This is a genomic window from Sphingobium sp. R-21 (genome assembly GCF_049913335.1).
In the GTDB taxonomy this organism is placed as follows: Bacteria; Pseudomonadota; Alphaproteobacteria; order Sphingomonadales; family Sphingomonadaceae; genus Sphingobium.
This window is the reverse complement of record NZ_CP184375.1, coordinates 360396-372500: the sequence shown is the minus strand read 5'-3', so window position 1 is coordinate 372500 and position 12105 is coordinate 360396. Positions and strand designations below refer to the sequence as shown.

Below are 12105 nucleotides of genomic sequence, written 5' to 3'. Positions count from 1 at the left end.
CACTCAGCCTGACGGCATTCGCGCCATCCGCCGATGCGATCTCCAGCACGTCATCCTGCCGAAAGGCCCCGCCCTCCTCAGCCCGTACCGAAAAGACCAGCCGTCCATCGTCGGGCAACAGGCCCTCGCCCTGAAGCTGCAGCCGGCGTCCCTCCACCGTCCCCGCCGAAACGGTCCGGCTGAGCAGGGTCAGTCGGGGCCGCGCCGCCTCTACCGCTGCGGCAAGATCCACGGTGCGGCCGTCCTTCAGCCGCACCCGCGCGGTGGCCTTGTCGCCGGCCTTGAGCGCAGCGCCATCCCCCTTCGCGACCAGCCGCAGCCGATCCACCGACCCATCCCGCGTCAGCCCATCGGGCACCAGCGCCATGCCCGCCAGATCGACGCCCGCGACCTGATCCAGCCGCTGACCGGAAAGGACCGCCTCATGGTCCCCCGCATGCAGGCTGAGCGCGTCCAGCCTGCTCGCCTGCGCATAGGCCTTCAGTGACAGCGCCGTTGGCGTGGCCATGCCCTGATATTTGACCTCCAGCCTGATGTCGCCGGGCCTGCGCTCGGCCAGGGGAAGCGTCAGCAGCAGGGTGTCGTTTCCCTGCACCTTCCACGCCAGCGACTGGGGTGCGCCGTCACCCTGCCGCAACGTCACGCCCTCGACGCAGGCAGGCGCCTCGCCGGTCAGGCCCAGCTCATTGTCGCGGCCGACCACCAGCGTCGGTTCCTCGCCAGCCACCTTCCAGGGTGCATCGCCGGGCAGTTGCAGCGAGAAATCCGGGCCGTCGAACCGCTCGAACCCCCAATAGCCGGAAAGATGCCCCTTCACCGTGCCCCGGAACGCGGCGGGAAGCGGGCCGTTGCCCTTGACGACATAGCCGCCCCGGTCCGCCCGCGCCTCCACCGGCAGGTCGATCGTCTCGCCGCTCGCCGCCGTCAGCTTCACGGTCATGTCGCGCGCATAGGCGGTCGAATAGATGAGCGGCGCGCCTTCGACAGGAAGCACCACGCCGGGGCGCGCGGCGCAGATCGGCCCGTTGGCCGCGCTCCGCAGGCGGGGCGGACTGTCCGCCTCTATCGCGGGCATGCCGACGACCAACACGGATTTGGGCTTCTGGAAGGAAGGCGCCTTGTTGAGCAGCAGCGCGGCGGCATCGTCCCGCCGGACGCTCAGCGTCGGCAGATAGTCGAACTCCGGATTGCTGAACGCGCCGAAAATCCGCGCCAGGTCGCGCACCACGCCGATATAGGGACTGTAGAAACCATAGCCCGCCTCCCGCGTGGAACTGAGTTGCAGCGCCAGATCGGTGGGCGCGCCGGTCAGCGTCTCCGCAATGGAACTGCTGTGCACGTCGGCCAGCACCAGTTGTTCGCGATTTTCCAGCAGGCAATTGGCCTGAAGCTCGACCACCTTGGACAGACATTCGTCATTGAGTTTCATCGACAGGCTGCGCGCCAGCGCTGGCGCGACCGATCGCAGAAATTCGGGATGGGTGTTTTCCTGCGCCCGGATCGCCGCCATGAAGGCGTCCAGCCGCGACCGGTCGAGCGATGCCTGGTTCAGTTCCTGCGTCGCCCGGACGAACTCCCCCGGCTTGCCGCGTACCGCATCTTCGATCGTGCCTAGCGCGCCGCCCGTTTCCGGAACCAGAAAGAGCGTCATCTGCCGCGCGCCCTTGGGCACGGTCAGGCTGAGGCTGTTGTCCTTCGCCTTCTTCTTCCAGGTTTCGGCGGACCTGATCCAATCCTTGGGTGGCGGGTTGGTGGCGCCCCGCAGGAAGGTCGAGAGCAGCAGGAATCTCGTGCCCTGATCCTCCGGCAGGTCGGCCCTGATCGACAGCTGGTCGCCTTCGGCCAGGCTGGGCACCTGCGCGATGGGCAGCACGTCCTTGCCCCGCATGACGGTGATGCGCAGACCCGGGCCGCCAAGCTCGAACGGCGCGGGATCGGCCGCCTGCACCGTTGCGGCCGACAGCGCGATGGCGGCGGCACCGCAGGTCCAGGACAGGATCTTCCATCGGTCGGGCAGCGGCATAGGGTTTCGACATCTTCCTGTCAGCGATCCGGACCCCGCTGTCCCACATCGGCTTTCCAATTCCAAGAGGGGCCAATTCCAAGAAGGCGGAGAGAGGCAACCGGTTTTGCGGCGAAGGGTCAGGATCGCGGGACGAACGGCTATTCCCTCGGTTCGTCCAGGATCAGCGCGGCCAGATCGTGCAGGCTGGGCAGCACCGCCGCGACCAATCCCCTCTCCGCATCGGTGGGCGGCAGCAGGTCGGGGACCATCACCGTCGCGATGCCGGCCGCCGCCGCCGAACGCACGCCGGCATAGCTGTCCTCCACCGCCACCGCATCGGTCACCGCCACGCCCAGGCGCCTGGCCGCCAGCAGATAGGGTTCCGGATGCGGCTTTGGCCGATCGACATCGTTGCGCGTCACGACAATGTCGAAATAGTCGAGCAAGCCCGCCTTCTCCAGCCGGCGGCAGGCATGGGGCGCCTCCGTGGAGGTCGCTATGGCCATGGGGATACCGGCGGAGGCCAGCCTGGCCAATGTCGGCTCGACACCGGGACGCATCGGCACGGCCGCCTCCAGCGCCGCCTCGAACAGCAGGTCGCTGTCGGCATAGAACTGCTCCAGCGGAAAGTCCGCGCCGAAATGCTCCGCCAGCATGACCTGGTTCGCATCGCGGTGAATGCCGACCATGGCAAGCTGCAACGCCTCGGAAAAGGGCCAGCCCAGGGCGGCGGCGGCCTCCGCCATCGTGCGACGATGTTCCGCCTCCGTATCCAGCAGCGTGCCGTCCATGTCGAAAATCACCGCGCGCACCGGATCGGGCAGGCGGCGATTGAGGATGGCGGGTTCACTGCTGGCAAGGGTCGACGCGGTCATGCCATCCATGTGGCGTTTCTGCCGCGCTTTTGCGAGTGCATAGGCCGCACCCGCAGATGCAGGGATTGCGGGCCCGGACGCTCCGGCGCAGTCGTCAGTCTGACTGGCCGCCGGTTTCGATCGCCTGGCGATCATCCTGGGGCGGCGACCACGGCGCCACGCGCAGCATGATCGCGTCGAACAGGTCCGAAGCCAGATAATCGGACAGCCATTTCTTCAGGCAGGGGAGCGGCTGCATCTCGAACCAGCCGGGATCGACGGCGGCGAACTGCCGCACGAACGGAATGACGGCAGCGTCGGCCAGCCCGCGCCGGGCGCCGCACAGATGCGGCGATCCGGTCAGCCTGTCGTCGAGGGCGTGTAGAAAGGCGAGCCCGCCGGCGCGGTGCGTTTCGGCAGCGCCCTCGGCATCGACTCCATGCCGCCCCGGATATTTGTAGCGGTCCAGATCCTGTTTGAACGGCCCGTCATTGGCGGCGATGAGCGCGGGATCATCGCGGTCGAGCCAGCCTTCCGGATCATGCCGCGCCAGCGCCCAGCGCATGATGTCGATGCTCTGGTCGATCACCTTGCCGTCGGCGGCGACCAATACGGGCACGGTTCCCTTGGGCGAGGCGGCGAGCATCGCCTCCGGCTTTGCCGACAGCCTGACCTCGCGCAGTTCGACCTGCGTGGCGCTGATCGCCAGCGCCAGCCTGGCCCGCATCGCATAGGGGCAGCGGCGGAAGCTGTAGAGGATGGGGACTGTCATGCCGCCTCCACTTCAGGCAATGGCGACGGCGTCGAGCACGAAGGCGCTGCGCTCCGCGAGATCGCCGATCTGGGCGAGATAGGCCTGGAAATGCGGGCTTGCGCGATGGGCGGCGATCGCGGCGTCATCGACATAGAGTTCATCGAGGATGAAGCGAGCGGGATCGGCCTGATCCTGCCACAGATCATAGCGCAGATTGCCCGGCTCCGCCCGACTGGGCGCCAGCATGGAATCGAGCAGGGCACGCACCGCCGCCTCCCTGCCGGCTCTGGCGGTCAGGACGGCGACGATCTTAACGGGTCCGGACATGGGCAGGATTCCTTTTGCTGATGAGCGGGCGCTGCGGGAGCGCGCCGCCGCCTTGCATGTCCTCATGCCTGATCGGGCGCGCCGATCAAGCGGGCTGCGATCGGGCAACAGGCATTTCTTTCCTTGCAACCAGCCGGAAAATCCGCGTTAAGGACGAGTCGATGAACCGGCTGTTCGCCCTGTTGGCATGTCTTGCCCTGACGCTGTCCTTTGCGACGGCATCGGTCGCGCACGCCATGGAGCCGATCGGCTGCATCGATGGGGTGTCGCCCTCGGCGGCCGAAAGCCCTGATGGCGACGATGAGGGGCAGGCGTCCGGCGACGCGGACCGTGCCTATCCCCACCATCATGGCGGCTGTCATGGCCATCATGTCGCGGCCGCTTTTGCCGCATCGGAAATCGCGCCCGCAATGGCCCAGCGGACGGCCAGGCTGCGCTGGACCTCTTCGCCCCATGGCGCCGCCCCCACGCGAGCCGAATTGCGGCCGCCTATCGCCTGACCCTGCCGCCCGGCCTGCGCATCGCGCAGGCGGTCAACAGTTGTCAGGAGTTACCGAACATGAACCCCTTGCTGGCGGCATGGCTTGCCGCCGCCTCATCCCTGTCCGCAGCGCAGGCACAAGTGCCGTCCGCGCCGGCGGCCAAGGCGCAACCAGGCCTGACGCTCAGCCAGGCCCTCGACCTGGCCGGCGCCGCATCGCCCGCACTGGACGCCGCCGCCGCCGGCGTCGACGCATCCAGGGCCGCACAGGCCGCGGCGGGCCTGCGGCCAAACCCGGTCGTCACGCTCGAAGCTGAAAATGTGGCCGGCACCGGGCCCTATTCCGGCACGCAGAGCCTGGAGGCGACATCCTCTGTGGCCATTCCGCTGGAACTGGGCGGCAAGCGGTCGGCGCGGCTCGCCGTCGCAGGCGCGCAGCGCGATCGCGCCCTGATCGAACAGGCGATGGCGGCGGCCGACCTTCGATGGGCGGTGACGCGCGCCTATGCGGAAGCGGTGGCATCCGAACGGCGCACGGGCAATGCGCGCGACCAGCTTCGGATTGCCGAAGAAGGCCTGCGCGCCGCGGATGCCCGCGTGCGCGCCGGGCGCGCCTCCCCCATCGAGGTGCAGCGCGCCGGGCTGACGCGGATCAATGCGCAGGCCGCGCTTGCCAGGGCGGAGCGATCCGCCGAAGTGGCGCGCTTCACCCTGGCCCAGCGGATCGGGCAGGCCATCCCCGGCCCGCTGGACGGAAGCTGGTTCGATCGCATCGATTCGATCCAGGGTCCGTTGGCGCCCATGGATCCGGCGCAGACGCTGGCGCTGGCAGCCGCAGACGCCGATCTGGCGGCCAGCAGCGCGCAGGTGCGGCTTGCCCGCAGCCAGCGCATTCCCGACCTGACGGTGGGCGCGGGCGCCCGCCGGCTGGAAGCGACCCATGACAATGCCGCGCTGTTCAGCCTGTCCCTCCCCCTCCCCGTCTTCAACGGCGGCAGGGCGGCCGTTGGCCAGGCCATGGCGGAACAGCGCCGCGCCGAAGCCAGGCGGCGCATCGCCGCGCAGGAGGTCGCCCAGGCGATAGCCAGCGCGCAGGCGGAGGCCGCGAACGCCGCCATCGGCGCGGCGACGGCGACCGGACCGGCGCTGGCAGCCGCCGAGGAAGCCGCCCGCATCGCGCGCATCGGCTATCGCGAGGGCAAGTTCGGCCAGCTCGACCTGCTCGATGCCGAACGCACGCTCACCGAAACCAGGGCAGCCGCCATAGCGGCGCTGCTCGCCTATCATGACGCACAGGCGCAGCTGGAGCGATTGACCGCTCGCGCGCCGGACCAGGGAGACAATTGATGAACATCCTCCAGCAGACCGTAGCGGCCGCCATCCTGCTGTCCTCCCTCGCCGCCTGCGAAGCGCCCGCGCCGGAGAGCCATGCCGAGGGGGAGGCGCATGCTGGCGAGGAAGGACTGATCCACCTCACCGCGCAGCAGATCGCCGCCGCGGGCATCGAGCTGGCCCGCCCGACGACTGGCGGCGGCGCGATCACCTTGCCCGCCACGATAGAGGGCGACCCCCAGGGAACGCAGGTCGTGTCCGCCGCCATCGGCGGACGCGTGGTGTCGCTCACGCGCAATCTGGGCGAGGAGGTGAAGAGGGGCGACACTCTGGCGGTGATCGAAAGCCGCGAGGCCGCATCGCTGAAGGCAGAGGTCGAGGCGGCGCAGGCGCGTCTGGCGCTCGCCCGGTCCAACCTGCAGCGGGAACAGCGCCTGTTCGCCGAACGGGTTTCGCCCGAACAGGATCTGATCGCGGCCCGCACCGCCGCGACGGAAGCGGGGATCGCGCTGCGCCTCGCGCGGCAGCAGGTCGCGGCGGCAGGGGGCGGAGGAGGCGGCCTCAACCGGCTGGGCATCGTCGCACCGATCAGCGGCCAGGTCATCGCCCGCACCGTCACCCTGGGGCAGATGGTGGCCGCCGATGCGGAGCTTTATCGCGTCGCCAATCTCTCGCGGCTGGCGGTTCGCCTGTCGCTTTCCCCTGCCGATGCGGGCCGCATCCGGCCGGGCGCGAGCGTGGACATCAGCGCGCCGGGACGCAGGACGGGCGCGCGCGTCAGCTTCGTTTCCCCAGTGCTCGACGAAACGACGCGCCTCGTCCCCGTTCTCGCCATCATCGACAATCGCGACGGCCAATGGCGCGTCGGCGAACCGGTTACCGCCGCCATCGCGGTGACGGGCGGCAGCGGCGGAATGACGATTCCCGCCAGTGCGATCCAGATGGTCGAGGGACGCTCGACGGTCTTCGTCCGCGTGGCGCAGGGATTCCGGGCGGTGCCGGTCACGGTCGGCCAGCCCAATGGCGATGCCGCCACCATCCTGTCGGGCCTCACCGGCCGCGAACAGATCGCCGTCGCCAACAGCTTCACTCTCAAGGCCGAGCTCGGAAAGAGCGAAGCCACGCACGAGGATTGATCCATGATCGGGCGTATCGTGACCTTTTCGGTCGAGCGGCGCTGGCTTGTGCTGCTCGTCACCCTCATCGCGGCCGTGATCGGCGCCTGGGCGCTCAGCCGCCTGCCCATCGACGCCGTCCCCGACATCACCAACAACCAGGTGCAGGTGAACATCCGCGCGCCCGCGCTGTCGCCCGAACAGGTCGAAAAGCAGGTCGCCTTTCCCATAGAGACCGCGCTGGCGGGCGTGCCGGGCCTTGAACATACCCGTTCGCTGAGCCGCAACGGCTTTGCTCAGGTGACGGCCGTCTTCACCGAATCCACCGATATCTATTTCGCCAGGGCCCAGGTCGCCGAACGGCTGCGCGGCGCGGAAGAGAGCCTGCCCGCTGGCGTCACGCCCGAAATGGGGCCGATCGCCACGGGGCTGGGCGAAGTCTATATGTGGACCGTCCATCTGGCCCACCGCAAGGACGACCGGCATGCGCCCGGCGAACCCGGCATCCAGCCCGACGGCAGCTATATCACGCCGGAGGGCGAGCGGCTGGTCGGCGCGTCCGATCAGGCGACCTATCTGCGCACGGTGCAGGACTGGATCGTCGCTCCCCTGCTCAAGAACACGCCGGGTCTTGCCGGCATCGACGCCATTGGCGGCCATGTGAAGCAATATCAGGTGGCGCCCGATGTCCAGCGGCTCGCGGCGCTCAAGCTCAGCCTCGGCGACCTGGCGACGGCGCTGGAGGAAAACAACAGCGCCGTCGGCGCGGGCGTCATCGACCGCAACGGGGAAGGCCTGACCGTCCGGTCCGATGCCCGCCTTCGCAATGCCGCCGATCTTGCCCGCACCGTCATCGCCACGCGGGAGGGTGTTCCCATCCTGCTCGATCAGGTCGCGACGGTGCGGACCGGCCAGGCGCTGCGCATGGGTTCCGCATCCGAAAATGGCCGGGAAGTCGTCGTCGGCACCGCGGTGATGCGGATCGGGGAGAACAGCCGCGCCGTCGCCTCCGCGGTCGCCCGGCGCCTTGAAGAGATCAACGCCTCACTGCCGACCGATGTCATCGTCCAGCCTGTCCTGGACCGCACGGCCCTGGTCCACGCAACGATCGGCACCGTGGCGAAGAACCTGTCCGAAGGGGCGCTGCTGGTCATCGTCGTGCTGTTTGCCCTGCTCGGAAACTTCCGCGCCGCGCTGATCGCCGCGCTCGTCATCCCCGTCACCATGCTGCTCACCAGCTTCGGCATGCTGCGCGGCGGCGTATCGGCCAACCTCATGAGCCTGGGCGCGCTCGACTTCGGGCTCATCGTCGACGGTGCCGTCATCATTGTGGAAAACGCCCTGCGACGGATCGCCGGGCATCAGCATGACAGGGGCCGGCCGCTCACCCCCGACGAACGGCTTTGCGCGGTGACCGCCGCCGCGCGCGAGATGATACGCCCCTCCGTCTATGGGCAGGCGATCATCATCCTCGTCTATATCCCGCTCCTCACCCTGGACGGGGTGGAGGGCAAGACGTTCACGCCGATGGCGATGACGGTCATCCTCGCGCTCGCCTTCGCCTTCATCCTCTCGCTGACCTTCGTCCCCGCGATGCTGGCCCTGCTGCTGTCGAAACCCGTGGAGGAGAAGGAGGGGCGGATCATGTCCTGGCTGAACGCCCGCTATCAGCCGGGGCTGGAGACGGCGATGCGCCGGCCGGGCCGGACGATCGGCATCGGGATTGCGGCATTCCTTGCCGCCATCGCCGGCTTCTCGATGCTGGGACAGGAATTCCTGCCCCAGCTCGACGAGGGCGACATCCTCGTCCAGGCGGTCCGCGTGCCGGGCACTTCGGTCGACCAGAGCCAGGCGATGCAGTTCGAGGTCGAACGCGCGATCGCGCGGGAGCCGGAGGTCCGCTTCGTCTTTTCCAAGACCGGCACGGCCGAGCTTGCCTCCGACCCCATGCCGCCCAATGCGACCGACACATTCGTCATCCTGAAGCCCCGCGCGCAATGGCCCGACCCGCGCCTTCCCAAGGCGGAGCTGGTCGAACGGCTGGAGCAGCGGCTGTCGATGCTGCCCGGCAACGCCTATGAGATCACCCAGCCGATCCAGATGCGCTTCAACGAACTGATCGCGGGCGTCCGGGGCGACATCGCCGTCAAGGTCTTCGGCGACGATGCCGACCAGATGAGCGGCACGGCCGACCGCATCGCCGCCGTGCTGCGCCGGACGAAGGGCGCCACCGACGTGCGGGTGGAACAGACCGAAGGGCTGCCCATCCTCGACGTGCAGCCCGATCGCGACGCCATGGCGCGACTGGGCATCAGCGCGCGGGCGTTGCAGGACATATTGGCCGCCGCCGTGGGCGGGCGCGACGCCGGCATGATCTTCGAGGGCGACCGACGCTTTGCCGTCACGATCCGGCTGGGGGAGGAGGCGCGCAGCAATGTCGAGACGCTGGGCCAGCTTCCGGTGCCGACGCCGTCGGGCGCTTTCGTGCCGCTGGCCAGCGTCGCCCGCATCGCCCTGGTCGACGGGCCAAACCAGATCAGCCGCGAAAACGGCAAGCGGCGGGTCGTCGTGCAGGCCAATGTGCGTGGCCGGGACGTGTCCAGCGTGGTCGCCGACGTGCGGGCGGGGATCGCAAGGGAGGTGCGGCTGCCGGCCGGCACCTATCTCCAATGGGGCGGCCAGTTCGAAAATCTGGCATCGGCGCGGGACCGGCTGCTGCTGGTCGTGCCGGCCTGCTTCGCGCTCATTGTCCTGCTGCTCTACGGCGCGCTCGGCAGCGTGCGGGACGCCGCGATCGTCTTCACCGGCATCCCCCTCGCCCTGGTCGGCGGCGTGCTGGCGCTGGCGCTGCGCGGCATGCCCTTTTCCATCTCGGCGGCCGCGGGCTTCATCGCCCTGTCGGGCATCGCCGTGCTCAACGGACTGGTGATGGTGACGTCGATCCAGGATCTGGTGGCGCGCGGCGTGGATCGCGCCAAGGCGGCTCAGGCGGGCGCGCTGGCGCGATTGAGGCCGGTGGTGATGACGGCATTGGTCGCATCGCTCGGCTTCATGCCGATGGCGCTTGCGACCGGCGCCGGGGCGGAAGTGCAGAAGCCGCTGGCCACGGTGGTCATAGGCGGCCTTGTTTCCGCGACCTTGCTGACCCTGTTCCTGCTGCCGACCCTCTATGCCCGCTTCGGCAGGCGCGGGTCGACCAGCGACGCTGGCGGGGCAGCGGGGACGGCCGTCCCCTGAGAGGATGGCGGGCCGCGGCGACAGATTTCATATCGCAGGCGGAATCCTTGGCACTTGCGAGCTCCCGCACCGTTCCCTGCCGCAAGGAGGATGCCGTGCCGGACGAGATTGTTTCCATCGGGCTGCTGACAGCCAGGGATCTTGAGATCCTCGGCCAGGGATTCCGGCGGCACTTTCCCGTGCGGGATGACGAGCTGTTCAAGGATCTGCTCGCCAGGCTGGACGAACTGCCTGCCCGGCCAGAGCCGCCCACCGATGACCGGCGATGACGGTGATCCGGCCTTGCACGATCGCCATGCGGCAGTGCATGGAGCGTCAGCCATGCGCCAGACCCCGACGCCCAACATCCTTGTCGATGCCGACGCCTGCCCGGTGAAGGAGGAAATCTACAAGGTCGCCTGGCGCCACGCCGTGCCGGTCGTGGTCGTCAGCAACAGTCTGATCCGGGTGCCCGCGCATCCCCTCGTCTCCCGCGTCATCGTCAGCGACGGGTTCGACGCGGCGGACGACTGGATCGTCGAGCATGGCGATGCGGGATCGATCATCATCACCGCCGACATCCTGCTGGCCGACCGATGCCTGAAGGCGGGATGTGGCGCCGTGATCGCGCCGACCGGCAAGCCCTTCACCCATGGGTCGATCGGCAATGCCGTGGCCGTGCGGGCGATAAAGGCCGATCTGCGCGCCGGCATGCTGACCGACGGCATCGGCGGCCCCGCGCCGTTCGCCAGGGCCGATCGGTCGCGCTTCCTGTCGGCCCTGGACGAAGCGATCGTGCGCCTGAAACGGCGATCCTGATAACGCGGGCGGGAGGGGAGCCCCGATCGCCTGGAAATCGCCAAGGATCTGCTGTTGCCGCGATTTCCTGACCGGCGATCGATTCCGATCGCCTGGAAATCGCTCTATGCCTCCGCCGCGATGGCGCGTTCGATCATCATGCGCGAACGAACGCCGCCGGCATCGATATTGAGCTTGAGCAGCTTGCGGTCCGGCCGGCGCAGCAGATTCTCCTGCTGCTGCTCCAGCATGGCCAGATCCTCGCTGAAGATCTTGCGCTGACCCTCGCGGATGGAGGCCGTGACGGCGGGATCGTCCACCGCGAACTGGCGGGCAAAGCCCCAGAAATACCAATGGCTATGTTCGGTCTCCGGCGTGATGAAATCGACCACCACGGCGGCGGCCTTGGCCGAAGGATCGGCGTCAGGTCCGCCGCGCCCCTCCAGGGCGACGCCGACCTTGATCATGACATGGCTGGGCAGGCTGAAGCGACAGATCTGCCAGCGGTCGACCAGCCCGTCGTCGGGAAGGCCTGCACTGCGCAGCGCCATGCGCCAGAAGGGCGGCGCCTGCACGGCGGACATGACGCGGGTGGTGACGACCTCATCCCCCTCGACGCGGGTGGTGACCGGCGCCTCGTCAATCTCGGGCTGGCCGATGCTGCCCGCATGGACATAATTTTCATGGGTCAGGTCCATGAGGTTGTCGATCATCAGCCGATAATCGCAGGCGACATGATAGAGGCCACCGCCAAAGGCCCAGCCCGCATCCTCCGCCCAGGGCAGCGGGTGCAGCTTCGCCTCGTCCGCCCGCTCCGCCTCACCGGGCCAGACCCAGATGAAACCGTGGCGCTCGATCGCCGGGTAGGAGCGGATGGGCGGGAAATTCTTCACGCGCTGTCCCGGCATCGACGCCGCATGACCCGTGCAGGCCATGGCCAGGCCGTGATAGCCGCAGACGAGATCCCCGTCCCGCACGAAGCCCAGCGACAGCGGAGCGCCGCGATGCGGGCAGAAATCCTCCAGCGCCGCCACCTTGCCGTCCTTGCCGCGATAAAGGACCATGGGTTCGCCGCAGATCGTCCGGCCAAGCGGCTTTTCCGCCAGTTCGTCGGGGGTGCAGGCAATGTACCAGGCGTCGCTCGGCCAGGGCTTCGGGGTGGGGGCGGATCGCGGCATGTCTCTCTCCAGGGATCGTCCGCCCTTTCGCGCGGCGGCGGCTTG

At 68.7% G+C, this 12105-nt stretch carries 11 protein-coding genes (1 of these 11 cut by a window edge); 6 read left to right on the top strand and 5 right to left on the bottom strand.

The window, feature by feature from the left end; translation table 11 throughout:
- The 4 genes from ACN9MX_RS16495 to ACN9MX_RS16480 form a co-directional block, all read right to left on the bottom strand.
- Window positions 1-2023 carry the 5' portion of a hypothetical protein gene (locus tag ACN9MX_RS16495; protein WP_363832434.1) on the bottom strand. Its footprint begins 377 nt before the window's first position, so 2023 of the gene's 2400 nt are visible here — the first part of the coding sequence; the start codon lies at window positions 2021-2023; its stop codon lies beyond the left edge, outside the window.
- Window positions 2024-2163: 140 nt separating this feature from the next.
- Window positions 2164-2889, bottom strand: a complete 726-nt coding sequence (locus tag ACN9MX_RS16490; RefSeq protein ID WP_426387719.1) for an HAD family hydrolase — start codon at window positions 2887-2889, stop codon at window positions 2164-2166.
- Window positions 2890-2974: 85 nt separating this feature from the next.
- Window positions 2975-3631 (bottom strand): glutathione S-transferase, encoded by a 657-nt coding sequence (locus ACN9MX_RS16485; protein ID WP_363832439.1) that lies wholly within the window; start codon window positions 3629-3631, stop codon window positions 2975-2977.
- A gap of 12 nt (window positions 3632-3643) precedes the next feature.
- A complete protein-coding gene (locus ACN9MX_RS16480) occupies window positions 3644-3940 on the bottom strand; it encodes a putative quinol monooxygenase (protein WP_363832441.1) in 297 nt (98 codons plus the stop codon).
- Between the two features lie 161 nt (window positions 3941-4101).
- Here ACN9MX_RS16480 and ACN9MX_RS16475 point away from each other — a divergent pair, with 161 nt between their 5' ends.
- Genes ACN9MX_RS16475 through ACN9MX_RS16450 form a run of 6 tightly spaced genes read left to right on the top strand, consistent with a single transcriptional unit; the run spans window position 4102 to window position 10903 of the window.
- On the top strand, window positions 4102-4440 hold the full coding sequence (locus tag ACN9MX_RS16475) for a hypothetical protein (protein ID WP_363736856.1): 339 nt from the start codon (window positions 4102-4104) through the stop codon (window positions 4438-4440).
- A 59-nt stretch (window positions 4441-4499) separates the two neighbouring features.
- A complete protein-coding gene (locus ACN9MX_RS16470; RefSeq protein ID WP_363736854.1) occupies window positions 4500-5768 on the top strand; it encodes a TolC family protein in 1269 nt (422 codons plus the stop codon).
- Window positions 5768-6889 (top strand): efflux RND transporter periplasmic adaptor subunit, encoded by a 1122-nt coding sequence (locus ACN9MX_RS16465; RefSeq protein ID WP_363832444.1) that lies wholly within the window; start codon window positions 5768-5770, stop codon window positions 6887-6889. Before ACN9MX_RS16470 ends, ACN9MX_RS16465 begins: the two co-directional genes overlap by 1 nt.
- 3 nt (window positions 6890-6892) lie before the next feature.
- Window positions 6893-10105 carry an efflux RND transporter permease subunit gene (locus tag ACN9MX_RS16460; RefSeq protein ID WP_363832447.1) on the top strand — a complete coding sequence of 1071 codons (3213 nt, stop codon included), beginning with the start codon at window positions 6893-6895 and terminating at the stop codon, window positions 10103-10105.
- Window positions 10106-10152: 47 nt separating this feature from the next.
- The gene (locus ACN9MX_RS16455; protein ID WP_363832449.1) at window positions 10153-10374 is read left to right on the top strand and encodes a hypothetical protein; all 222 of its coding nucleotides are present in this window, start codon (window positions 10153-10155) and stop codon (window positions 10372-10374) included.
- Between the two features lie 52 nt (window positions 10375-10426).
- Window positions 10427-10903: a YaiI/YqxD family protein gene (locus tag ACN9MX_RS16450; RefSeq protein ID WP_363832452.1), complete on the top strand. Its 477-nt coding sequence runs from the start codon at window positions 10427-10429 to the stop codon at window positions 10901-10903.
- A gap of 104 nt (window positions 10904-11007) precedes the next feature.
- Here ACN9MX_RS16450 and ACN9MX_RS16445 read toward each other — a convergent pair whose 3' ends face one another.
- Entirely contained in the window at window positions 11008-12060 is a 1053-nt protein-coding gene (locus ACN9MX_RS16445; protein ID WP_363752615.1) for an aromatic ring-hydroxylating dioxygenase subunit alpha, read from the bottom strand.
- Window positions 12061-12105: the final 45 nt, after the last annotated feature.